Below are 22,871 nucleotides of genomic sequence, written 5' to 3'. Positions count from 1 at the left end.
AACGTTGTAAATATTATCGCTTTTTGTATAATACTTTATTACATATTTTCTTTCGTCATCGTCAAGATTTTTAAAGGTCCTTTGCAGCATAAGAAGCTCTTTAAATGTGAATCCACTACTGAGGGTTAATTTTCTTAATTTCTCCAGATCCATTTATTTAACCTAATAATATTTATTCGATATAATGACTTATTATAACATAACTATTGTTTTGTGATGCTTAATAAATGCTTTATTTAGGCATGTTTTTCGAAGGTTAGTTGTTCTTGCAAATTTTCCAGCTTGTATTAACAGCCGGAACGATAAATTATCACCAAAAAATGAGTAAATTTTTAATAAAATGATAGGAAATTTTTTCCTCTATAGGATTAAAAATTATGTTTTTATGTTATATGGTTTGACTTTTGTTTTGATTTTTTAATTAAATATAGGGCTTGAAAATATATTTTATATATCCGGTTTTTATTTTAAAACGAATATAGCATGTTGCTAATTTTAATCCTGTTATGAAATTACAGTTAACGGAGTGGCTGAAATAGAATAAAGCTGATGTTGTTATTGATAAGTAAACAAAAAACATCAATGGAATTCCATATGCTTTTCCACTGAAAAACATTCCGGATATTATAAATAAGTTAATTAGTGTTGAATATATCAATGGTATAGCGACTTCTTCACCTATAAGTAACAGATATTGACAAAAACAATCTGTTTTGCTTTGATATTTATCATAAATATCAGGATCGTCTTTGTGTAGAATAATAAAGTTTCTCTTTATCTTAAGCAATTCTTTTAAGGTAAATCAGCTATTTAATATTAATTTTCTTAAGTCAATTAAATCCATTTTTTAAACTCGTTTTCTAACTATATGAATTTTTTACCGTAACATGCTTAATTTCTTATATACCCGTCATCTTTCAAGTTGCCTCTTTGTTGGCTGCGTTCACTCACCCCGGTCACATAGTTATCTATGCTCCCGGGGATTCGCTCCCTTGCCGTCGCGATCCATCTTGAAATCCATTGGGTATAATAAATGCTTTATTTAAATCTGTTTTTCGAAAGTTTGTTGTACTTAGTAGTATGGCGCTGCCGTCGTAATAGAAATGAGAGAAAAAAGTGTTATCATAATAAATAAAGCGGAAAAAACATTATCTGATTTCGGTTATTATTTATTACATGATGAATGACAAATTATATATAATGAATTCGTTGACTGTATTTTTTTCACTGTGCTGACAAATTTCAACATTTAACTGTTCGTGGGAAGTGTTAAGTTAAATTTTACAGGTAAAACTACCTATTATATATATTACTAAACAACAGAAATAATAAGGAAAAAAATAATGTCATTGAAAAAAACTATCTCTATAGCTCCTCTTGGAACCGTTGAGATTTATAGTAATAGCGATATTGTAATGCCAAGTGTTGCCCCAACGGCAATTATAAAAAACAAGAGTATGGTACCAATTAGGGCTATCAATTACTGGGCTGGTTTGATTGGAGATTATCAGCAGTATAGTCATGTTGATGTTTATCCTGGCGAACTTAAAATATTCGTAGGACCAAAGAACCTTTTTTACCGCTATAAAATTGTAGTCTCCAATCTTAGCAATACCGAAAATGCAGAAATTGAATTTGTAATGGACCCTTTGTGGAACAAATATGGAATGCCATCAAAAAAGGTATATATGAACTCTAACGAGCCATTTGAATTTTATAGTAAGGGTAATGCAATACTCCCCACTGATTTCGCTGACGCAATTATAAAAAACAATAGCGTGGCATATATTAGGGCTGTAAATTTTTGGGCTGGTCCACTTGGGAATTATAATATGTATAGCTATGTTGATATTTCCCCCGGTAAGACTGAAATACTTGCATCACCTCCTAATATTATTAATTACTATAAAATTGTATTCACCAACATAAGTAACTATGTTCAAAATGTAGAACTTGAAGTTATATCGCATTTATTGTTGGGCTATGATGAATAAATCAGGGGGCAGGTTCTGGCCTGCCATCCTATTTTTTATCTTTATATTGATGATTTTCTTAACGAGGTAAAAGGGGTATATACCCTTCCATCAACGACTAAGAGCAATGCCGGAAGCTTGCTGTTCCAGCATGTTTTTAGCTAAATCGACAATAATTGCCGCGGCTTCGATTGGGGGCGTGCCGCCATGATGAATATTAGAGATACAAGTGCGGTCAGCTTCAACCGTTTTTTCTACAGTCGGTTGGTAAACGGCATAGCAGGAGAGACTTTCCGATTGCCCTAATCCGGGGCGTTCTCCAATCAGTAAAACAACCACTTTAGCTTTGAGTAACTCGCCAATTTGATCTTCGATTTTGACGCGACCATAGCGCACAAAAAACGGTGTGCCGATGCACATTCCTGTTTGTTCCAACCCTTTTAGCAGTGGTGGCACAAGATCTTCGTAGTTGGTGATAATGGCATCGGTAGACAGGCCATCGGAGATAACAACTTGTACATCGGGCGCTGTTTTACACTGTGTCAGTAAAGTTTCTACCGCATTCGCACTGAGTTTTCGCCCTAAATCCGGGCGAGTCAGATAGAGATTTTTGTCGCTGACTTGAGATTGCACTTCTAGCAATCCTTGTTTCTTTATCCATTCAACCGGGACCTCTTTTAACACCGTATCTTTAGAACGGGAGTGATCAGCCTGAAAACGCAGCAATGCCTGAGTACGTGGACGTGGACCGCTGCGGCCGGTACCGACTCTCGCCACCGTGCTGCGGCGTAATTCCTGTAATACTTCTATCCGGTTTGGGTTTTGGACACCGATCCACTGTTTGGCTTCCAAGGAGCCTAAATCCGGCGTACAGCTTTCCGTTTCGTTAGTGATTTCAGGGGATGCATGAGGTTTCAGGTTAGATACCCGCTCGCTTACATTCTCTTCAATTGGTTTTTGGTTCATGATGATTTATCTCAGCAAAGAATCAGAAAAAGAACGATGCATCGCCCGCCCGTGATGTTAAGCGGCCATTTGCCATCAGCCCCATCTGTTCCAGCCAGCGTTCAAACTCCGGTGACGGGCGTAGATTAAGCAGATGGCGGATAGTGGCGGTATCGTGGAAAGCAGATGTCTGGTAATTGAGCATAATGTCATCACCGAGCGGCATCCCCATGATGAAATTACATCCTGCGGTTGCCAGCAAGATCATCAGGTTTTCATTCTGGTTTTGATCAGAGTCTGCGTGGTTGGTATAGCAGCAGTCACATCCCATTGAAACGCCGCTGAGTTTTCCCATAAAGTGATCTTCTAATCCGGCACGGATAATCTGGCGATCATTGTAGAGGTATTCTGGCCCGATGAAACCGACAACAGTATTCACCAGAAATGGGTCATAGTGGCGTGCTAAACCGTAGTTTCGTGCCTCCATCGTCACTTGATCAGCGCCAAAGTGAGCACCGGCGGAGAGGGCGGAGCCTTGTCCGGTTTCAAGATAGAGACAGTTATCGCCAGCAAGACGGCAATATTCCGCGCCAATGGCACGTGCTTCATCTAACATAGCCAATTCTACGCCAAACTCTTTTAGCCCTTTTTCACTGCCGCAAATACTTTGGAAAATCAAACCACCCGGTGCGCCACGCTTAATGGCTTCTATCTGGGTCGTGACATGGGCTAAAACACAGCCCTGTGTTGGGATGGAGAATTTGTCGATTACCTCATAGAGGGTATCTAGTACGCGGGTGAGGTTTTCTACGTCGTCGGTCACCGGGTTGACGCCGATGACTGCATCACCAACGCCAAATGATAGCCCTTCGTAAATCTGGGCCAGAATGCTTTGTACATCGTCGCGGGTATCGTTAGGTTGTAGCCGGGCGCTGAACGTTCCCGGCGTCCCAATGGTGGTGTTGGCTTTTTTGATCACGGGCATTTTTTTCGCGCCATAGATCAGGTCCGCATTGGAGCTGATTTTTGCCACGGCGGCAACGACTTCGGCGCTGATTCCTTTACGCAGAAAGGCGATATCATCCACGCTGGTATCATCGCTTAGTATGTATTCACGCAATTCACCAATGCTCCAGTTTTTTATGCGGGCGTAGGCAATTTCATTAATGTCATCCTGAATAATGCGAGTCACGCAATCCTCTTCATAAGGAATGATCGGATTCATGCGAATATCCGTAATCGTCATTTCCGAGAGGATATGTTTAGCCGCTACGCGTTGTTGGGAACTTTCGGCAGCCACCCCGGCTAGCACATCCCCGGAACGCAATTCGTTAGCCATTGCCAGCACCTGTTTGACATCTTTAAACTGATAGGTCTTACCAAAAAGCTGAGTTTTCAATTTCATGTTTACGCTCTCTCAGGAAGGAAAAGCCAGTGATTTGATAGTGACGGGAACCACAGTGCCATTAAATAGTGGCGTGCCAATGTCGATATAATCCCCGGTGCGGGTGATAACTTCATCAATAACCGCCAGCGGCCGTTCTCCCATCAGAGGATGTAACAGCATGCCCAATGCCTTACCAAAGTCTTGACCTGCAACGATGAGCAGCGGGTGAGAAGAGGGATAGCGTCTGACAAAGTTCTGTAAAGCGGTAATGCATGTCTGCACGGCGGCATAATTCACCGGCAAGGCGTCGGGTAGGGCCAATGCATATAGATCTTGCTCGGCATTCAGATCCATTTGTGTGAGCGCATGTTGCCAGGCTTCTGCCAGTGATTCAGTGGCTTCTGTGTCAGGATGGACGACGGGAATATTGCGCAGTGGTAGTGATAGTGTATCGAGCCAGATAGTGCTGCCGGATAACGATAATGTATGAGCGCCGGCACCAATGACGGTAGCGCGTACGGTTTGTTTTGGCATTTGTAGCGGCAGTTTGGCGAAATCATTATCACGATGGATAGCTTGTGCCAGCAATGGTCCTAAATCGTGAAAACGGAATAGGTCATGATCCGATGTTTCACGATAACATTCTCCTACCCCGCCGGAGAGAGTGACGGCGTAGAGTTCATCACAGTTTGGCAGCGGCTCGGTCATCAGTAATTGTTGCGCCAGAAGTGTGAGTTGCCCGGTAACGACTTCCCACAACAATTGCGACATCCGCGTAGCAATTTGCTGTAATTGCGTGGCTGTCAGATGTTGAATATCTGTGTTTTCGCCAAACAGTGAATCAACGATGAGTGCTCCGGGCGGATGTGCTCGTAAAACGTTCCCCTGAAGATCGGTCTCCAATAAGCGGCCGCCGACATTTAAGCAAGCGGAGGCGATAAGTCGCCCGGCATCGAATAGCGCATAGTTGGCTGTACCGCCGCCGATGTCAATATTGAGCACTCTGGTCATTTTCTGCTGTGAAAGAGCTTGAGCGCCGGAGCCCAAACCGGCAATCACCGATTCCAAATGGGGTCCTGCTGTTGCGACAACAAAATCCCCTAATTTTTGTGCCAGCGTCATAATTGCAGGGCGTGCATTGCATGTTTTCGCGGTTTCACCGGTAATGATAACTGCACCGGAATCGACACTTTTCGGATCGATGTTTGCCGCCTGATATTGTGCTTGGATCAGACTGAACAGTTCGTCTTCACGTAATTGTCCGGCGAAGTCTACGGGGGTAAATAATACCGGGCTTTGCCAGATAATCTCGCGGCTAACAAACTCGTAGCGTGGCACTTGTGATACCGCTGCACGGTTCACCAGTGACAGACGCGAAAAGATCACTTGTGTGGTGGTGGTGCCGATGTCAATACCGACACTAAATAACTCCTTGGCTTCCATCGCTACGCCTCTTGTCTGCAATAAGGCGTATGTTGGCATTTTTTTTTATTAATCAGTATTAAATATCGGCAATTTGGTTGGAAAATCAACTGTAGTCACAAAAATATTAGGGGCCATAATAAAAATGGCGTATACCCGTCATCTTTCAAGTTGCCTCTTTGTTGGCTGCACTCACTCACCCCGGTCACATCGTTATCTATGCTCCCGGGGATTCGCTCCCTTGCCGCCGCGATCCATCTTGAAATCCATAGGGTATAGATACAAGATACAGGGCGAAGTTATTAAGAGAAACAGGCAGATAAGGCGCCAAGATGTCAGAACAGATGGTTATCATCAATACATTAACAAAAATGAAGAATTATTGATCTTACACCAGATCGCGTTGCTGGCTATCGGTTATATATCTTCCAACAGACTTTCGTTACGGGGTGAGAAAAATGATGAATAGCGGAAAAGTTTGGTTGGTCGGTGCCGGTCCCGGCGATGCGGCGCTAATTACTGTCAGAGGATTACATTGTATCCGTCAGGCGGAGGCGCTGGTGTATGATCGATTAGTCAGCCCGGAGCTGTTATCCGAAGCACCTGATGATTGCAAAATGATTAATGTCGGCAAAACGCCGAACTATCACCCAGTGCCGCAACGGCAAATTAATCAAATCTTGGTAGAGTGTGCGCAACAAGGGTTAAATGTCGTCCGGCTGAAAGGGGGAGATCCCTATGTGTTTGGCCGTGGTGGTGAAGAAGCGGAAGCTTTGGCACTGGCGAAAATCCCTTTTGAAGTGGTACCGGGCATCAGTTCATCCATTGGTGGTCTGGCTTGTGCCGGGATCCCGGTCACCCATCGTGATTATGCATCAGGTTTTCATGTTATTACCGGCCATCTGCGTCAGGGAAATGAATCACAGGATTGGGCGACGCTGGCAAAGCTGGAAGGTACGTTGGTGATCTTAATGGGAATGACTCAACTGGCGAGTATCTGTGAGCAATTGATCGCAGGCGGTAAAGCGCCGACAACGCCGGCGGCGGTTGTGATGTATGCTAGCCATCAGCAACAGCAGGTTGCCAGCGCAACCCTGTTAACTTTGGCTCAGCGGGTAGCCGCTCAGGGATTGACTGCACCAGCATTGATTGTGATTGGTGATGTGGTGCGTTTGCGAGAAACACTGGCTTTTAGCCGGGATCATCTATTGTTGTCTTCTGTTCCATCACTGATGGCACTCTGATTCTCTGCTTAACATTTGGGGATACTATTTGATGAGCGAACATGGCGGTAATGTGCTGGAAATGGCGCTGAAAATCGGTGTTACAGTCGAAGAAATGATTGATTTCAGCGCGAATATCAATCCGTTAGGAATGCCGGAATCCCTGAAAACGGCCATTATCGACCAATTGCAATGTGCCGAGTACTATCCTGATACAGAATATCGCCGGTTACATGCAGCGTTAGCGCAGGCTCATCATTGCACTGTCGAAAACCTGATGGCGGGTAATGGTGCGACTGAATTGATTTATGCTGTGGTGAATTATCTTAAGCCGCGCCGAGCCATGTTGTTGATACCGGGATTTGCTGAATATCGACGCGCCTTGCAGCGAGTGGCTTGCCAGATTGATGAGTATGTGATGAGTGAAGCTGATAGCTATCAACCTGATGAACGCTTGTTGATAGCATTAGAGCGCCATCGGCCTGACTGTTTGTTTCTTGCGACACCGAACAATCCGACGGGGTTGATGCCAGATGCTGTGCTATTGCAGGCGATATTTGAACGTTGCCGTCAGCATAATATTGCGTTGATTGTTGATGAGGCGTTTATCGATTTTCTCCCGGATATTGCTGGATTTATTCCTCAGATAGCGCATTTTCCTCGTCTTTATATTCTGCGTTCACTAACGAAATTTTTTGCTATTCCGGGGTTGCGCCTTGGTTATCTGGTCAGCAGTGATGTCACGGGGATTCGAGCAATGAAGCGCTGGCGGGAGCCGTGGACCATTAATGCTTTCGCGGCGTTGGCGGGTGAAATTGTTCTTAATGATAACGCTTACATTCAAGCAACACACCGCTGGTTAGCTGAGCAACAACGTTGGCTTTATCAGGCACTGGCTGCATCACCGGCATTGCGTGTTTGGCCTCCCGCGGCAAATTATATCTTCCTGCGTTGCCTGCGCCCAGAAATCGATCTTCAACAAGTATTGCTGAAACAGAGAATATTGATTCGCCATTGTGCTAATTATCCGGGCTTGAATGCAGCTCATTATCGGGTCGCCATTAAGGGCGAGCATGATAATCGCCGTCTGGTATCGGCGTTACGTCAGGTATTTGGTTATGGCTGAAGCGCGTTGTCCTGCATCGTGTGGTGAACTTATCCAAGGGTGGATTCTTGGTGGTGAGAAATTGATCTCTTGTCCGGTGAATTGGTTTAGCGAAGTGTCTGTTACAGATGGCGTGCCGGGAAAAGAGGAACGTCCCCGTATGCGCCAAGTGATGAAAACTGTTCTGGCGTATTTTGGTTTGTCGATAGAGATGGCGCGAGGTTTACGGATCGCTTTGACTTCTACGATCCCGATGGCAAAAGGGCTGGCAAGTAGTACCTCTGATATTGCCGCTACCGCGCTGGCGACGGCGCGTTATTTGGGGAAAACACTTGATGAAACGACACTGGCTAGCTTTTGCGTACAGCTTGAGCCTACGGATAGCACGTTATTCAGCCGGCTTACCTTGTTCGATCATCAAACAGGTACCACTCAAATTGCATGTGACTGGCAGCCATCTATAGACATTTTGTTATTGGAAAGCCCGGAAACCCTGATCACGGCTGATTATCACCGTTTAGATCGCCATCCGGTATTATTGGAAAATGCCGCAATGCTAGAGCATGCTTGGAAACTATTTTGTCAGGCTGTGACGACTCGGAATTACTGGCGGTTGGGAGAAGCTACGACGCTCAGTGCACTGGCCAGTCAAAAGTTGTTGGTAAAACCGGCGTTTGACAGTTTGTTGGAATTGGTAGAGCGGAGTGGGATCTACGGGCTGAATGTTGCTCATAGTGGCAGTGTCGTCGGGTTATTGTGTGATCGCCACCATCATGATGTTGAATACCTATGCTGGTGGCTGAAACAGAGGGGCATAATTCGTTTTTATCCTCGTCAGCACTTGCTGACCATGATACCGGGTGGTGTGCGTTAACTGTAGGAGGAGACTTATGTTGGATTATTTGCCGATGTTTTGTCAGATCCGGGATAAAACCTGTCTGCTGGTTGGAGGAGGTCAGGTAGCCGAGCGTAAAGCGCGTCTGTTATTAGATGCTGGCGCACATCTATTAGTTAACGCACGGGAATTTACCCCACAATTTAAGATATGGGGGGATAACGGCCAAGTGACACTCATTCGCAGTGAGTTTGAGCCTCACTGGCTTGAGCATAGTTGGCTGGTTATTGCTGCTACTAATGATGCGGCGGTGAATAGCTACGTGTGTGATTGTGCGACGGAGCGCCGCATTTTTTGTAATGTGGTGGATGAACCACAGCAAGCCAGTTTTATCACACCGTCAGTGATTGATCGTTCACCATTGGTGATAGCTATCTCCTCCGGGGGGAATGCGCCAGTATTGGTCAGATTATGGCGTGAAAAACTCGAACGGCTGCTACCGATGCATCTTGGCCGTCTGGCCGCTTACGGTGGAACACTTCGCCAGCGGGTAAAACGACATTTTCATCATTTGGCGGCACGTCGTCACTTTTGGGAGCGGTTTTTCACTGATGAGCGATTAATGCAATCGTTGGTCAGTCAAGATCGTCAACAAGTTGATCGGGTGGTAGAAACATTATTCTCTGAGTCATCTCAAGCGAATACAAACAAAACAAACAGTTGACTAATATATTGGAGCCGGACAAATGAGTGAGGAGCGATATAAACAGAGAAAACAGCGGCAAAAAGAGAGATTTATGGCACAAGTTGCAGCCGCTCAGGAAAACCGGGGGATTGTCATTATCTATACCGGTAATGGTAGAGGGAGAACCACCGCAGCAATGGGAACGGTTGCACGAGCGTTGGGTCATGGATTAAAGGCTGGCGTTATCCAATTTATTAGGGATGAATGGTCAGCCGGCGAGCGTACTTTGTTGCAGTCGCATGGGATAGAATTTCAATTAATATCAATGAACCTGACTGGAGAAATGCAAAATCGTACTCAGGATATTGCCGCTTGTACTGAGGTTTGGCAGCATGCGTTGCGCATGATGCGTGATCCTGAATTATCATTGGTAGTGCTTAGTGAATTGGCTTGCGCGATAAATAACGGTTATCTATTGCTCGACGAAATTATCAAGGCATTAAACGGACGGCCAATTAATCAGACGGTAATCATTACCGGACAAGATTACCCTGTTGAATTAATTGAATTGGCTGATACGGTGAGTGAAATGTGTCCGGTAAAATATGTTTTCACTTAATTATGCGTTTTCCGGTCATCACATTAGATGAAGAGTGATTCATGTTTTTATCTTGTTTAACCAATGCATTAATTTCTCTCATGGTGATATTTGATACTGTGCCAGATTGATGAAAACGCTCAGCCATTTTCTGCATTTTGATGAGTCGATTATTATTCATTACATGTTACCTCGATTAATAAATCAGATGATATACCCGTTATCTTTCAAGTTGCCTCTTTGTTGGCTGCACTCTCTCACCCCGGTCACATAGTTATCTATGCTCCCGGGGATTCGCTCCCTTGCCGCCGCGATGCATCTTGAAATCCATAGGGTATAAGTTGTCTTCAAGATTATTATTGATATTAACAAATTTTTTGGCTAATAGATTATAAACTTTCAACAGTTTATTGGGAATGTCTTGAGTTAGTGAATTGTTGTCCATGAAAGCTGCGAAATCATCAGTGGTAAAAATTTTCATTGAGAGTATTTATTATTAAAATTATAATTAGCCAAATGTGATTGTATTTTTTGGGTGTTAAAAGTATACTGGATAATTATTTTTCAAATAATTTAAGGTTAATAATAAAGTTTTCTCCTATGTTTACTTGGATTAAGTATATAAAAACCAATTAATATTGAGGTGATTAATTAATTGGTTATGATGAACTTTATTGAATATATATTCAATAAAGCTTGATAATACATTAAATAAATTCCATGCAATGTATTTCACCATCCAATAATTTTAATTTATTTACAAGTTGGGATTTATATCTAATATTGTCGGTGGAATAAATATAACGTTAATTTAGGTTTTGATATGTAAAAGAATTACAGGTTCACGCAATCCATATTCTGTTGCACATTTTATTAAGTTTCAAACAACGCATGATTATTTAATTTATAAATTAAGAGGTTTAATATGTCTATTGAAAATATCGATGTAGCTGAACAAACAACTGGCAAGGATTCAGTTGTACTTGGACATGCAGAAGCGCCAGCAGTACATTCTATCGCAATTGGTGCTTCACCCCGAAATTCTAAAACCATCAGTGAAGCGGCTATTGCGATTGGGCAAAACCAAATTGCGGGTAAACAAGGTGATGCGAAAGTCATTTGGCCTATTGCGATTGGTGCTGACTCTGTATCCAACGGCCTGGCTTCTATCGCTTTGGGACAAAAGGTGACGGCTAGTGCGGCTCAGTCCGTGGCGATTGGTCAACACTCCTCTGCAACAGAAAAAGGGAGCATTGCATTAGGCGCAGATTCTATTGCTAATAAACCGAATGTTGTTTCTGTAGGAAAAACCGGCCATGAACGTAAAATTATACATGTTGCGGCCGGTGAGATTTCAAATCACAGTAATGAGGCGGTTAATGGTCAGCAGTTATATGCTGAATCGGCAAGGATTGATATATTATTGGATGCAAAGAATCAGGAATTGGGAGAGAAGATTCAATCTCTGGAAAGTGATATAGCTAATCTTACTCTGTTGGTTCAGAATAGCGTGGATGATGTTGCATCATTGAAGAAACGGCTTCTCGATGCATTGAATTATTAATATCCGTTGGTTGTTGTTTCATATATTCTTGGCTATAAGGCTGAGAATATATGATGAATTATTTGGTGGTAGGATTATTATTTGATAATGATTTATGGGATATGTCTCAGTGAATAATGTAATAATTTTCCTGCTCGATTTAACATACTAACTTCATTTTCTTGGGTAAATATATGATTGGATTATTCTTGATGGAAAATACCAAGTGATAATAATTTAATTCCTGAATTAAGAGGTATATATGTCTACAGAAGATATGAATATAACTGATCAAAAAGTTGGTAAAGATTCCGTTGTTGTTGGGAATGCAGAAGCACCAGCAATATATGCTATAGCGATTGGTGCTTCACCACTAATTTCTAAATCAATTAGTGAGGGCGCTATTGCTATTGGGCAAAATCAACTGGCGGGTAGAGAAGAGAAAGAGAATGAGAATGATAAAGTCAAATGGCCCATTGCAATTGGCGCTGATTCTGTATCCAGTGGTTCAGCTTCTATTGCCCTAGGGCAAAAGGTTGTTGCTAGTGGGGCTCAGGCAGTAGCGATTAGTCAAAACTCCACGTCAACAGGAAGTTCGAGTGTTGCAGTGGGATCAGGCTCTATATCCAGTGGTTCAGCTTCTATTGCTCTGGGGAAAAAAGCGATTGCCAGGGGGAATCAGGCAGTCGCAATTAGTCAAAATTCCTCTGCAACAGGAAATGCTAGCGTTGCATTAGGAGACAGTTCTGTATCCAGCGGCTCGTCTTCTATTGCTCTGGGGCAAAAGGTTTCTGCCAGTGGGTCTCAAGCAATTGTGATTGGTCAAAACTCTTCTGTAACAGGAAGTAGGAGTATTGTATTAGGATCAGACTCTAAATCCAGCTCTTCGTCTTCTATTATCGTGGGGCAAAAGGTGAATATTAGTGCGTCTCAGGGAATTGCGATTGGGCAAAACGCCTCTGTAACAGCAAATGGGGGCATTGCATTAGGCGCAAATTCTGTTGCCAGCAAATCGAATGTTGTTTCTGTAGGAAGACCGGGTAATCAACGTAAGATTGTGAATGTTGCTGCCGGGGATATTTCCAAGAACAGTACGGAGGCAGTGAATGGTCAGCAATTATATGCTGAATTGGCAAGAATGAATACATTGGATATAAAAAATAAGCAACTGGAAATGGATATTAAAAAGCTGGAGAGTACTATAGATGATCTTACCCATTCTATTACTCATCTTACTCTGTTGTGCCAGAAAAATGCGGATGAAGTTGCTTTATTGAAGAAGTGAATTTTTAACGCATTGGATTATTAATAACAAATGGATTCGGTGAAACTAATAAGTGCATTTTCAGGAGGGAAGGTGAGTTGCTATTACCTTAACACCTTTCCTTTTCCAAAGGAAAATGCACTGAAGTCCATCAACCATTATCAAAATGTTGAAACGAAATCAGGAAATAAAAAATGGATTAGCCGGTTAATTTGGCTGGGGGTTAAGTCCTTCACATAAAAGCCAGCTTGGAAACTGGCCTTACACGCATCGGTTAAAAAGCAGACTTACAGAAAGCAAGGTGTTGACAAGTAGACAACAACATGATGAACACTTGATATGAAAGATGTAACAGATTTCATGATGAACTCTCTTTATTGATAAAATGTGATTTGTTTCACGAAAATCTAAATTGTGGCTGTGATTTTAATCAGAAAAACTTCAGAGTCAAGCAGTTTTTAAAAATTATTTTAAAGATTAAAATAATTTTGTATCGATGTTTTAGGTGGTAAAGTGAGCGAATCTTTATTTTCATTCACCTGTGTTATACGCTATAAACAATCTTGTATTTTGGGTTTCCTCCAAAGATTAGCGAGTACTTTGATCCAATAAAAGATTAGGCAAAAAGTAAAAAATGAGCTTATTGGCATGTTAAAAATATCTCTACGATATAATAAGTCATTCTTATTTCTTTAGTTAATTAATTCAATAAACATTATCAGAAAAAATCATAGGAATCTAGAAGGAGTATTTTTTAAATATTGCGTTATTTATTACTGCCAGTCATACAAAAATAGTTAACATTCTAATTGAGAATAAAATCCTATTGTTGTTTTTTTTGAACTAGACTTTGATTGATGTGGAGTTGTGATAAATCATTTTTACAATAATTTTATATATTAATCATAAAATAATGTTATTTAACTCAAGGAGGACATATGAGTCCCAAGAATGATTTTAAAGCTTTTTCTACTGGTAATGATGCTAATGTAGTGAGTCAGGAGGAATATGAAGAAAGTCAAAATTTACGGACTGGGTTTTTACCGGATAATATTTCCACTCATTTACTAAATAAGGTATTACGTCAATCGTCAACCATAGCATCTGTCATAGCGAATTTTGTCGCAATACAATCAGGCAATAATGTTCTGGATGACGGTGATGTAGCTAAACTTACCACACAATTAAATAGCGCTTTAGAACAAAAAATCACAATAGGAATTCCTCATGCTACATTAATGCAAAAAGGTATTATTCAACTTACCAATGCAGTTGGCGATAGTGATACATTAGCAGTGACACAAAAGCTGGTTCAGGAAATAGTCAACTCATTACTTGAAAAGATTAATAATAGAGTACCCAATAGTCGGAAAATCAATGGAAAGACGTTGGCTGAAGATCTTGATATTTCAGTAATTGATGTTGGCGCTAAAAGGCCGGGTGATATCTATTTTTCTGCACATTCGACATTAGATTTGGCTAAAGGGGAATATATTGCGAACGGAGATACTTATACGGTTGACTCAACTGTTGGTAGGGCATTGAATAAATTATCCGATGTATATAAGGCACATTGGGGAATCGAACAGGATAAAGATAAAATCAACCTGCCGAATCTATATTTTTATGGGCGCGGGGTATTCATGCGCGCCGGCATGAGACCTGGTGTGATACAGGAAGATGCGATTAGAAATATTACAGGCAGTCTGGGATGGTGGAATCAAGGGCTATTTTCTAATGCCAGAGGCGTATTTGAGGGGGTCAGTAATGATCTTAGAACAAGCGTCCAGACAGGAAGGTTTGATGGATATTCACATTATTCATATGCAACTTTTAATGCATCACAAGTAGTACCGACGGCAGATGAAAATCGCCCACTAAACGTCAGTATGATACCTATAATTTATTTGGGAGTATAAGGCAATGATAAATTATTATTTTGATAATACTAAACTACATCGACCATTTATTGGCGCGGTTGATGCTAATCCGGGTAGTGAACCTCCAGTGAATGCTTTACGAATACAACCATTATTTAAAGATGGATTTTGGCCGTGTGAAAAGTCAGGGCAATGGGAGCTCGTTGAAAATAAAAAAGGAATCATGATTTATGATATTGAATCAGGGCAATCACAGGAAAATAGAGAAGTCATTATTCCTGATGGTTTTATAGAACAGCCAAGGCCGTCGCAATATCATAGATGGAATGGAGAATGGTCAATTTCGAAAGATGATGAAGAAAGATGGAAAAATGATATTCAGCAAGTCGTCATTAACGACGCAGAAAATAAGAGACAACAACTTTTATTCACTGTAAATAAGAAGGTAACACCACTGCAAGATGCTGTTGATTTAGATATTGCTACAGAAGCTGAAAAAGATGCTTTATTAATATGGAAGAAATACAGAGTCATGCTGAACAGGATAGATATTTCACAGGCTCCCAATATCGAATGGCCGGAACAGCCAAAGTAACGAAAGTGGCCTGAATAAACAGGCCATTTATACTGTGGTTTTATTTGTTCTGAAGTTGAAATATAAAAATAAATAATGACGGATTGAAATAATTTATATATTGAATATGAATGACTTGAATATATTTACAGATGAAAGTTGTTGGGGTTTTTTCTTGCCGATAATGATATAAAAATAATTATTCTTCTAAGTTAGAAGAACATTTTATTATTATTTTTATGAATTAAACTATGGCTGCTTTAAATTATTAATGATTACTTTAATAATAATTCAATATGTTGATTATATACCCAATGGATTTCAAGATGGATTGCGACGGCAAGGGAGCGAATCCCCGGGAGCATAGATAACTATGAGACCGGGGTGAGTGAGCGCAGCCAACAAAGAGGCAACTTGAAAGATAACGGGTATAGATGATGCTATTTAATCTAAGGGGTGTATATGAGTACTAAGAATAATTTTAAGGCTTTTTCTATTAGTAATAATGCTAATGTAGTGAGTCAAGAGAAATATGAGAAAGATCAGAGTTTGCAGGCTGGGTTTCCACCAGATAATATTACTAGTAATTTGCTAAATAAAGTATTACGTCAATCGTCAACAATCGCATCTGTCGTGGCTAATTTTATTGCGACACAATCTGGCGGTGATGTTCTGGATGATGGCGATATAGCGAAACTTACCGAGCAATTAAGTAAGGCTTTAAAACAAAAAATCACAACAGAAGTTCCAAATGCCTCATTAACACAAAAAGGCATTGTTCAGCTTACTAATGTGCTGGGCGATAGTGACACATTAGCTGTTACGCAAAAGCTTGCTCAGGAAATAGTAAATTCATTGTGTGAAAATATTAATGCTAAGGTATCTAATACCCGAAAAATTAATGGGAAATCATTGTCTGAGGATATCACTATTACTTCTCAGGATATTTTAGGTGGGCAGGCGATTAGTTTAGGTGATAAGGCGGATTTAAATAGCTATAAAACACCGGGAATTTATCATCAAGAGTATGATGCTCATGCCAAAAATGGCCTTAATTATCCTGAATTTCTCGCCGGTGCCCTTGTTGTATTGAAATCGGCAGGGACTGTTCAACGTTATTTTGTCTATAATAGTAGTCGAGTATATACACGTAGTCAGTTTCATGATAATCCGTGGACACCTTGGACTAGAGAATATAATACGCTGAATAAACCTACGGCTGATGAGATTGGCGCATATACAAAAATAGAATCTGATTCTCGATATATTGCGGGAATTCGCAGGGTGAATGGAAAATCTTTAGCTACGGATGTCACTATTACTTCTCAGGATATTTTGAATGGGCAGGCAATTAGTTTAGGTGATAATGTAAATTTAGATCACTGTAAAACACCAGGAATTTATTATCAGGATTATAATGCTCATGCTAAAAATGGCGTCAATTACCCTGAACCGCTTTCTGGTTCGCTTATTGTGTTGAAAGCGGCAGGCGTTATTCAACGTTATTTTGTTTATAATAGCAGTCGAGTATATACGCGTAGCCAATTTCACGATAACCCATGGACACCTTGGGCACAAGAATATAACTCGTTGAATAAACCTTCTGACAGGGTTATTAGCGGGTATACAAAAGCAGAAGTAGATAACCTAGTTAATGCTAAAGGAAATAAAAATACAGCTTTGAAATCAGTGAATGGTTGGTGGAAATGTGGGGATACCGGGGTGATTTATCAGTGGGGGATTGTGAATTGGGCAGCACATGATACACCAGTTAATTTTCCTATTCAGTTTCCTAATGCTTGTGTAAATGTTTCGTTGACATTAGGTGATAAATCTAACCTAGAATCATCATATAATGTTGTTGCAAGACATTTGTCTGTAACAGGATTTAGTTATTGGGCATACGAGACTGAAAGCTCTGCATTTTGGTTTGCAATAGGATATTGATATGTAATTTGTAATGCAAAAATAGATGTTTTTATTTTTGAATTTCCTCTTAAAATAATATTATTCAATTTGAGGATTGTATATGAGTGCCAAAAATGATTTTAAGGCTTTTTCTATTAGTGATAATGCTAATGTAGTGAGTCAAGTAAAGTATGAAGAAAACCAGAGCTTACAGATTGGATTTCCGCCAGATAATATTCCTGTTAATCTGTTAAATAAGGTATTACGTCAATTGTCAACAATATCATCTGTGGTAGCTAATTTTATTGCGACACAATCTGGCAATGATATTTTGGATGATGGTAATATAGCTAAACTTACCGATCAACTAGATAGGGCCTTAGAGCAAAAAATTGCAGCAGAAGTTCCAAATGCCTCATTAACACGAAAAGGTATTGTTCAGCTTACCGATGTAGTGGGTAATAGTGATACATTAGCGGTTACGCAAAAGTTGGTTCAGGAAATAATAAATTCGTTACATGAAAGTATTAATACCAGAATACCAAATACCCGAAAAGTTAATGGGAAAGTATTAACTGAGGATATTAATATTACTTCTCAGGATATTCTTGCTGGACAGGCGCATAGTTTAGGTGACAATGCCAATTTGGATAATTATAAAATACCGGGGATTTATCACCAAGAATATAATGCTCATGCCAAAAATGGTAATAATTACCCTGAGTTGTTCGCTGGTTCGCTGGTTGTATTGAAAGCAGCCGGGGTTATTCAACGTTATTTTGTCTATAACAGCAGTCGGGTATATACACGTAGTCAATTTCATGAAAGCCCGTGGACGCCTTGGGCTAGAGAATATAACACACTGAATAGACCTACTGCTGGAGAAGTTGGAGTATATGCAAAAGCAGAGTCTGATGCTCGATATATCACAGGACTCCGCAAAATTAATGGAAAAGCTTTGGCTGCGGATATCAATATTACTTCTCAAGATATCTTCGCCGGGCAGTCGATTAATTTAGGTGATAACGCGGATTTAAATAGTTATAAAATACCCGGGATTTATTATCAAGAGTATAATGCTCATGCCAAAAATGGCGCGAATTACCCTGAGCCATTTGCGGGTTCGCTTATTGTGTTGAAAGCGGCAGGCGTTATTCAACGTTATTTTGTTTATAACAGCAGTCGAGTATATACGCGTAGCCAATTTCACGATAATCCGTGGACACCTTGGGCACAAGAATATAACTCGTTGAATAAACCTTCTGACAAGGCTGTTGGGAAGAATAGGGAAGCAGGATCTGATAGTATTCATGCTGCAACCAAAGAGGAGTTAATACAGCAAGCAGAATATGATAAGTCTCAGTTATTGACTAAAGTTAATAATCTTGTCGCGCCACTACAAGACGCTGTTGATTTAGGTATTGCTTCCGAAGCAGAAAAAGCAGTTCTACTGGAATGGAAGAAATATAGAGTAATGTTGAGCAAAGTTGATATTTCACTGGCTCCTGATGTTGAATGGCCGGATCAGCCGAAATAATGAAAAATGGTCTGAATAAACAGATTATATAGGATTGTGGCATGATGGGTTTATCTTTCGTGCCAGCGGAGTATATATCGGATTGTTTGTTGTTGCTAATGATATAAAACAGTTATCCCTTTTAGTTATAAAAATATTTCGTTTTTATTGATAATTCAATCTGCTTATTATGAAACAATGTTATTTAATTTAAGGATATGTATATGAGTGTCATAAATGATTTTAAAGCTTTTGCTATTGATAGTAATGCTAATGTAATAAATCAGCAAGGATATGAAGCGAGTACAGAGTTGCAAGATGGGTTTCCACCCTATTCTATGACGCCACACATCTTAAATAAGGCATTACGTCAAGCATCAACGATAGCCGCGGTTGTAGCTGATTTCATTGGGGAACAATCTGGTCAGGATGTTATAGATGATGGTAATGTAACTAAACTCACCGCACAATTAAATAAAGCTTTAGAACAAAAAGCCATAATAGGAATTCCCAATGCCTCATTAACCCAAAAAGGTATTGTTCAACTTACTGATGTGATTGGTGATAGTGATACATTGGCTGTGACGCAAAAGTTAATTAAGGGAATAGTCGAATCATTACTTGTAAATATTAATAGCAGAGTACCTGATAATAGGAAAATCAACGGGAAGGCATTGACTGAGGATATTACACTTTCCGCGATTGATGTTGGCGCTAAGCGACCGGGTGATATCTATTTATCTGCACATCCGGCATCAGATTTAGCTAAAGGAGAGTATATTGCGAATGGTGCTGTTTACCCAATTGATTCGGCTGTTGGTAGTGCATTAAATAATTTATCTGATGCATATAAGGCAGCATGGGGAATCAAACAGAATGGCGATAAAATCAACCTTCCTAATCTGTTTGTTGAGGGGCGAGGGGTATTTGCGCGTGCTGGATTGACACCTGGTGTGATACAGGGCGATGCAATTAGAAATATTACAGGTGATGTAGGATTGTGGAATGATGGGCTTATTGCTCGTGCCAGCGGAGTATTTTATGGTGTTAATGCGAGTTCTAAAAATAGCCTTGCGAGGAAGAATGCTCCTGATGAATATGCAAAATTCTCACATGCCACTTTTGATGCATCAAGAGTAGTACCAACGGCAGACGAAAACCGCCCATTAAACATTAGTATGATACCGATAATTTATTTAGGTGTATAAAATTATTATTTTGAGAGTGTTAAGTTAGCACTTATTTATTGGTTCATCCGATGTTAATTCAGGTAGTAATCTTTCAGTGAATGCTATAAGAATATAGCCAGAATTTAAATATGGATTTTGGCTATATATGAATAACATGGAAAATGACAAGGGAAAATCGCCGTTAACGGGCCTGAATAAATGGGTTGTTTATTCAGGCCATTTTGTTAGTGTTATAATTAAAATATTGTAATAGTTATATTCTTGACTTAAAGGAAAAAGAATTGAAGGAAAAAGAAAGATATGGGAAATAATAGTTTTCAATATTGAATATAATGATTTTTGGGATGTTTTTGATTGCGATGCATTGGTTATTTATTGTTGCCAATTATATAAAAATAGTTACTCATTTTAGTTATAAAAATATTTCATTATTGTTTTTATAAACTAGACTATTATTGATGTGAATTGTGAGAAATCATCTTTAGTGATAGTTCAATATGTTTATTATGAAATAATGTCATTTAATTTAAGGAAATGTATATGAGTGCCAAAAATGATTTTAGAGCTTTTGCTGTTAGTAATAATGCTAATGTACTTAGTCAGCAAGGCTATGAAATATATCCGGATTTGCCAGTTGGGTTTCCAGATAATCAGTATATTCCTAATCACGTATTAAATAAGGTATTGCGTCAAACATCAACCATATCATCTGCTATAGCTGATTTTATTGCGACAGAATCTGGCACTGATGTTTTGGATGACGGTAATGTATCCAAAATCACCACACAATTCAAAAGCGTGTTAGAACAAAAAATTGCGAAATGTTGTAATCTTAATGTGAATACGGCTAACAAGGTTGTGAACGGTTGGTGGAAATGTGGTGATACTGGAATAATTATTCAGTGGGGGCAAGCAAGCGGCTCTATGAATATAAATGATTACAGAAATTTCACCATCCCATTTCCTAATGCTTGTTTTCAGATTGTTGCAACATATCCTGATTTTGGTAATTATGGATCTGGGGTTGCTGCTATGCCTATTTCTGCAAGTCAATTTATTGTGACGTGCAGAAATTCTATACACGAGCTATCAAATAATTTAGTGAGATATTTGGCGATAGGATATTAATTATGTATTTTTATAGTGCAAAGACAAATGCATTCTACCCAATAGAATTGAAACAAAATTATATTGCTTCTGGTTCATTGCCTGATGATATTATGGAAGTTAGTATTGATATTTATCAAGAATATGCTGTCAGTAATGTACCAGAAGGAAAATATCGTGTAGCAGGTCAAAATGGTTTACCGGAATGGGCCGATATTCCTCCACCAACAAAAGAAGAATTGCAGCAGTATGTTGAAAGTAAAAAACAACAATTTATTGTGGAAGCTAGCCAGCAGATAGCACCATTACAAGATGCTGTTGATTTAGGAATTGCGACTAAAGAAGAGGAAGCGGCTCTGTTGGTATGGAAAAAATATAGAGTAATGCTGAACAGGGTTGATACTTTACAGGCTGCCGATATTGAATGGCCGGAACAGCCAAAATAATGACATTGACCTGAATAAACAGATTATTCTTATAATGGTTTTGTTAACATTAGGTCATAAGTCTGACTTAAAATCAGCACATAATATTGTTGCAAGATAATTGTTTGTAACAGGATTTTATTATTGAATATACTCGAAATAAATCTTTTTATTTTGGTTTGCAATAGGGTATTGAACAGTGCAAAAGTAAACACCTCTTATCTTCTAATTGATACCAAAAACGGGATGTTTTAAGTCAAGCTGCTATTAAAGTCTGAGTTCTGTATTTAACAGGACTCGGATTTTTTAATCTCAATATCAAATTAGCGATGCTTGAAGAACTTATCCAATTCCGCAGCGCGGGGCTAAATAGATGTGCTCAGATTATTCACAGTTGTGTAGCATCAGGCTAAATATTTCCTGATAACTTTGAGAAAATCAAGAGTTGAAAACATAATTAGTCTCCTGAGGGGGGAATTGCGAGTTAGAAAAAATTCAGGTTGTGATTTTAACTTTAATGTATTTAGAATAATGCTGAAGTATTACCGGCAATTCGTAAGACGGGAAGTTATCACAGTTCGATGATTTCTGACTTGCCATCTAAGGGACAAATTTTAATGACATTCGAAAACGGTGTAACAGTCAGAGTCGAAAAGCTTTAACGAAACCCCGCCATTGTAGCAGGTTTGTTTCTTGCTCATTAGTTATTATAGACATTCATTGCATTACAATTGCATTACAATGTAATTCAATGAGAGTTCTTTACATGGCTACAAACCAATTAGTACAAACCCGTATTGATGGGGAGATCAAAGCAGAGGCGGCTGCGGTTCTGGCTGCTATGGGGCTGACTGTATCAGATGCCGTTCGCATGATGTTAACGCGAGTAGCAAGAGAAAAAGTGTTACCTTTTGAGCCTTTGATACCCAACGAGACAACAATAGCCGCAATGAAAGAAGCTCGCAAAGGTTGCGGTAAATCATTCTCCACAGTGAAAGATTTAATGGCCGATCTCAATGAGGACGATTGATTACGCAAGCCAGTTCAAGCGAGATTACAAGAGAGAAAAGAAAGGTCGGTATCGTGAAATTCTTGATGATGCACTGATGCAAGTGGTTGAATTATTGGCTTCTGATAGCTTGTTGGAGCCGAAATATTGCGATCATGCTCTTTCTGGTGATTGGAAGGATTTTCGAGATTGTCATATTAAGCCTGACTTGATACTGATTTATCAGAAACCCGATGCGGATACATTGCGCCTTGTCCGCCTTGGTTCCCACTCAGAACTTGG

The 22,871-nt window shown here is 40.0% G+C and carries 21 protein-coding genes and 1 pseudogene; 17 read left to right on the top strand and 5 right to left on the bottom strand.

Translation table 11 applies throughout. The features are described 5' to 3' along the window. The first annotated feature begins 1,343 nt into the window (after positions 1 to 1,343). Positions 1,344 to 1,994, top strand: coding sequence for a hypothetical protein (locus LGZ98_RS00110; protein WP_113041948.1), 651 nt, complete (start codon positions 1,344 to 1,346; stop codon positions 1,992 to 1,994). Positions 1,995 to 2,084: 90 nt separating this feature from the next. On the opposite strand, the gene eutC is transcribed toward LGZ98_RS00110, so the two are convergent. Genes eutC through eutA form a run of 3 tightly spaced genes read right to left on the bottom strand, consistent with a single transcriptional unit; the run spans position 2,085 to position 5,748 of the window. Further along, positions 2,085 to 2,939, bottom strand: a complete 855-nt coding sequence (gene eutC / locus LGZ98_RS00105) for an ethanolamine ammonia-lyase subunit EutC (protein ID WP_262977543.1) — start codon at positions 2,937 to 2,939, stop codon at positions 2,085 to 2,087. 22 nt (positions 2,940 to 2,961) lie between these two features. Then, positions 2,962 to 4,323, bottom strand: coding sequence for an ethanolamine ammonia-lyase subunit EutB (locus tag LGZ98_RS00100; RefSeq protein ID WP_113041946.1), 1,362 nt, complete (start codon positions 4,321 to 4,323; stop codon positions 2,962 to 2,964). Positions 4,324 to 4,335: 12 nt separating this feature from the next. Further along, the gene (eutA, locus tag LGZ98_RS00095) at positions 4,336 to 5,748 is read right to left on the bottom strand and encodes an ethanolamine ammonia-lyase reactivating factor EutA (protein WP_262977586.1); all 1,413 of its coding nucleotides are present in this window, start codon (positions 5,746 to 5,748) and stop codon (positions 4,336 to 4,338) included. A 440-nt stretch (positions 5,749 to 6,188) separates the two neighbouring features. Here eutA and cobA point away from each other — a divergent pair, with 440 nt between their 5' ends. The 5 genes and pseudogenes from cobA to cobO all read left to right on the top strand — a co-directional run bounded on the left by cobA (position 6,189) and on the right by cobO (position 10,194). Continuing rightward, positions 6,189 to 6,971: a uroporphyrinogen-III C-methyltransferase gene (gene cobA, locus LGZ98_RS00090; protein WP_112878671.1), complete on the top strand. Its 783-nt coding sequence runs from the start codon at positions 6,189 to 6,191 to the stop codon at positions 6,969 to 6,971. 31 nt (positions 6,972 to 7,002) lie between these two features. Beyond that, complete coding sequence (gene cobD / locus LGZ98_RS00085; RefSeq protein ID WP_113041944.1) at positions 7,003 to 8,076, top strand: threonine-phosphate decarboxylase CobD; 1,074 nt, start codon at positions 7,003 to 7,005, stop codon at positions 8,074 to 8,076. Then, complete coding sequence (locus LGZ98_RS00080) at positions 8,069 to 8,929, top strand: GHMP family kinase ATP-binding protein (protein ID WP_262977542.1); 861 nt, start codon at positions 8,069 to 8,071, stop codon at positions 8,927 to 8,929. The genes cobD and LGZ98_RS00080 overlap by 8 nt, the downstream gene beginning before the upstream one ends. Before the next feature lie 19 nt (positions 8,930 to 8,948). Continuing rightward, positions 8,949 to 9,578, top strand: a pseudogene (locus LGZ98_RS00075) (NAD(P)-dependent oxidoreductase); the annotation flags it as partial. Between the two features lie 58 nt (positions 9,579 to 9,636). Then, positions 9,637 to 10,194: a cob(I)yrinic acid a,c-diamide adenosyltransferase gene (cobO, locus tag LGZ98_RS00070; RefSeq protein WP_113041941.1), complete on the top strand. Its 558-nt coding sequence runs from the start codon at positions 9,637 to 9,639 to the stop codon at positions 10,192 to 10,194. Here the strand turns inward: cobO and LGZ98_RS00065 are convergent. Both LGZ98_RS00065 and LGZ98_RS00060 read right to left on the bottom strand, forming a co-directional pair. Beyond that, complete coding sequence (locus tag LGZ98_RS00065) at positions 10,187 to 10,354, bottom strand: hypothetical protein (protein ID WP_158536533.1); 168 nt, start codon at positions 10,352 to 10,354, stop codon at positions 10,187 to 10,189. The genes cobO and LGZ98_RS00065 overlap by 8 nt on opposite strands. Positions 10,355 to 10,377: 23 nt before the next feature. Further along, positions 10,378 to 10,524, bottom strand: coding sequence for a hypothetical protein (locus tag LGZ98_RS00060; protein WP_158536532.1), 147 nt, complete (start codon positions 10,522 to 10,524; stop codon positions 10,378 to 10,380). A gap of 574 nt (positions 10,525 to 11,098) precedes the next feature. Between LGZ98_RS00060 and LGZ98_RS00055 the strand changes: the two genes are divergently transcribed. The 11 genes from LGZ98_RS00055 to LGZ98_RS00005 all read left to right on the top strand — a co-directional run. Beyond that, a complete protein-coding gene (locus LGZ98_RS00055; protein WP_113041940.1) occupies positions 11,099 to 11,737 on the top strand; it encodes a hypothetical protein in 639 nt (212 codons plus the stop codon). 241 nt (positions 11,738 to 11,978) lie between these two features. Continuing rightward, the gene (locus tag LGZ98_RS00050; protein ID WP_229015603.1) at positions 11,979 to 13,001 is read left to right on the top strand and encodes a hypothetical protein; all 1,023 of its coding nucleotides are present in this window, start codon (positions 11,979 to 11,981) and stop codon (positions 12,999 to 13,001) included. A gap of 917 nt (positions 13,002 to 13,918) precedes the next feature. After that, complete coding sequence (locus tag LGZ98_RS00045) at positions 13,919 to 14,899, top strand: tail fiber protein (RefSeq protein ID WP_113041939.1); 981 nt, start codon at positions 13,919 to 13,921, stop codon at positions 14,897 to 14,899. A gap of 4 nt (positions 14,900 to 14,903) precedes the next feature. Then, positions 14,904 to 15,455: a tail fiber assembly protein gene (locus LGZ98_RS00040; protein WP_113041938.1), complete on the top strand. Its 552-nt coding sequence runs from the start codon at positions 14,904 to 14,906 to the stop codon at positions 15,453 to 15,455. A gap of 441 nt (positions 15,456 to 15,896) precedes the next feature. Further along, the gene (locus tag LGZ98_RS00035) at positions 15,897 to 17,381 is read left to right on the top strand and encodes a pyocin knob domain-containing protein (RefSeq protein WP_262977541.1); all 1,485 of its coding nucleotides are present in this window, start codon (positions 15,897 to 15,899) and stop codon (positions 17,379 to 17,381) included. An 82-nt stretch (positions 17,382 to 17,463) separates the two neighbouring features. Then, complete coding sequence (locus LGZ98_RS00030; protein WP_262977540.1) at positions 17,464 to 18,879, top strand: tail fiber assembly protein; 1,416 nt, start codon at positions 17,464 to 17,466, stop codon at positions 18,877 to 18,879. 203 nt (positions 18,880 to 19,082) lie between these two features. Then, positions 19,083 to 20,066, top strand: a complete 984-nt coding sequence (locus tag LGZ98_RS00025) for a tail fiber protein (RefSeq protein ID WP_113041935.1) — start codon at positions 19,083 to 19,085, stop codon at positions 20,064 to 20,066. Positions 20,067 to 20,588: 522 nt separating this feature from the next. Beyond that, positions 20,589 to 21,176 carry a gp53-like domain-containing protein gene (locus LGZ98_RS00020; protein WP_113041934.1) on the top strand — a complete coding sequence of 196 codons (588 nt, stop codon included), beginning with the start codon at positions 20,589 to 20,591 and terminating at the stop codon, positions 21,174 to 21,176. A 2-nt stretch (positions 21,177 to 21,178) separates the two neighbouring features. Further along, positions 21,179 to 21,601, top strand: coding sequence for a tail fiber assembly protein (locus tag LGZ98_RS00015; RefSeq protein ID WP_113041933.1), 423 nt, complete (start codon positions 21,179 to 21,181; stop codon positions 21,599 to 21,601). Between the two features lie 745 nt (positions 21,602 to 22,346). After that, positions 22,347 to 22,610, top strand: coding sequence for a type II toxin-antitoxin system RelB/DinJ family antitoxin (locus tag LGZ98_RS00010; protein ID WP_113041932.1), 264 nt, complete (start codon positions 22,347 to 22,349; stop codon positions 22,608 to 22,610). Then, a partial coding sequence (locus LGZ98_RS00005; RefSeq protein ID WP_262977539.1) for a type II toxin-antitoxin system YafQ family toxin occupies positions 22,597 to 22,871 on the top strand: 275 nt, incomplete at its 3' end. The genes LGZ98_RS00010 and LGZ98_RS00005, both read left to right, overlap by 14 nt.

Source organism: Photorhabdus kayaii (assembly GCF_025384895.1).
GTDB classification, from domain to species: Bacteria; Pseudomonadota; Gammaproteobacteria; order Enterobacterales; family Enterobacteriaceae; genus Photorhabdus; species Photorhabdus kayaii.
This window is presented reverse-complemented; position numbering and strand designations above follow the sequence as displayed.

Excerpts from the sequence above, each read along its gene's own strand:
- LGZ98_RS00110 (WP_113041948.1), top strand. The coding sequence starts at position 1,344 with ATGTCATTGAAAAAAACTATCTCTATAGCTCCTCTTGGAACCGTTGAG.
- eutC (WP_262977543.1), bottom strand. The coding sequence starts at position 2,939 with ATGAACCAAAAACCAATTGAAGAGAATGTAAGCGAGCGGGTATCTAAC.
- LGZ98_RS00100 (WP_113041946.1), bottom strand. The coding sequence starts at position 4,323 with ATGAAATTGAAAACTCAGCTTTTTGGTAAGACCTATCAGTTTAAAGAT.
- eutA (WP_262977586.1), bottom strand. The coding sequence starts at position 5,748 with ATGGAAGCCAAGGAGTTATTTAGTGTCGGTATTGACATCGGCACCACC.
- cobA (WP_112878671.1), top strand. The coding sequence starts at position 6,189 with ATGAATAGCGGAAAAGTTTGGTTGGTCGGTGCCGGTCCCGGCGATGCG.
- cobD (WP_113041944.1), top strand. The coding sequence starts at position 7,003 with ATGAGCGAACATGGCGGTAATGTGCTGGAAATGGCGCTGAAAATCGGT.
- LGZ98_RS00080 (WP_262977542.1), top strand. The coding sequence starts at position 8,069 with ATGGCTGAAGCGCGTTGTCCTGCATCGTGTGGTGAACTTATCCAAGGG.
- cobO (WP_113041941.1), top strand. The coding sequence starts at position 9,637 with ATGAGTGAGGAGCGATATAAACAGAGAAAACAGCGGCAAAAAGAGAGA.
- LGZ98_RS00065 (WP_158536533.1), bottom strand. The coding sequence starts at position 10,354 with ATGAATAATAATCGACTCATCAAAATGCAGAAAATGGCTGAGCGTTTT.
- LGZ98_RS00055 (WP_113041940.1), top strand. The coding sequence starts at position 11,099 with ATGTCTATTGAAAATATCGATGTAGCTGAACAAACAACTGGCAAGGAT.
- LGZ98_RS00050 (WP_229015603.1), top strand. The coding sequence starts at position 11,979 with ATGTCTACAGAAGATATGAATATAACTGATCAAAAAGTTGGTAAAGAT.
- LGZ98_RS00045 (WP_113041939.1), top strand. The coding sequence starts at position 13,919 with ATGAGTCCCAAGAATGATTTTAAAGCTTTTTCTACTGGTAATGATGCT.
- LGZ98_RS00040 (WP_113041938.1), top strand. The coding sequence starts at position 14,904 with ATGATAAATTATTATTTTGATAATACTAAACTACATCGACCATTTATT.
- LGZ98_RS00035 (WP_262977541.1), top strand. The coding sequence starts at position 15,897 with ATGAGTACTAAGAATAATTTTAAGGCTTTTTCTATTAGTAATAATGCT.
- LGZ98_RS00030 (WP_262977540.1), top strand. The coding sequence starts at position 17,464 with ATGAGTGCCAAAAATGATTTTAAGGCTTTTTCTATTAGTGATAATGCT.
- LGZ98_RS00025 (WP_113041935.1), top strand. The coding sequence starts at position 19,083 with ATGAGTGTCATAAATGATTTTAAAGCTTTTGCTATTGATAGTAATGCT.
- LGZ98_RS00020 (WP_113041934.1), top strand. The coding sequence starts at position 20,589 with ATGAGTGCCAAAAATGATTTTAGAGCTTTTGCTGTTAGTAATAATGCT.
- LGZ98_RS00015 (WP_113041933.1), top strand. The coding sequence starts at position 21,179 with ATGTATTTTTATAGTGCAAAGACAAATGCATTCTACCCAATAGAATTG.
- LGZ98_RS00010 (WP_113041932.1), top strand. The coding sequence starts at position 22,347 with ATGGCTACAAACCAATTAGTACAAACCCGTATTGATGGGGAGATCAAA.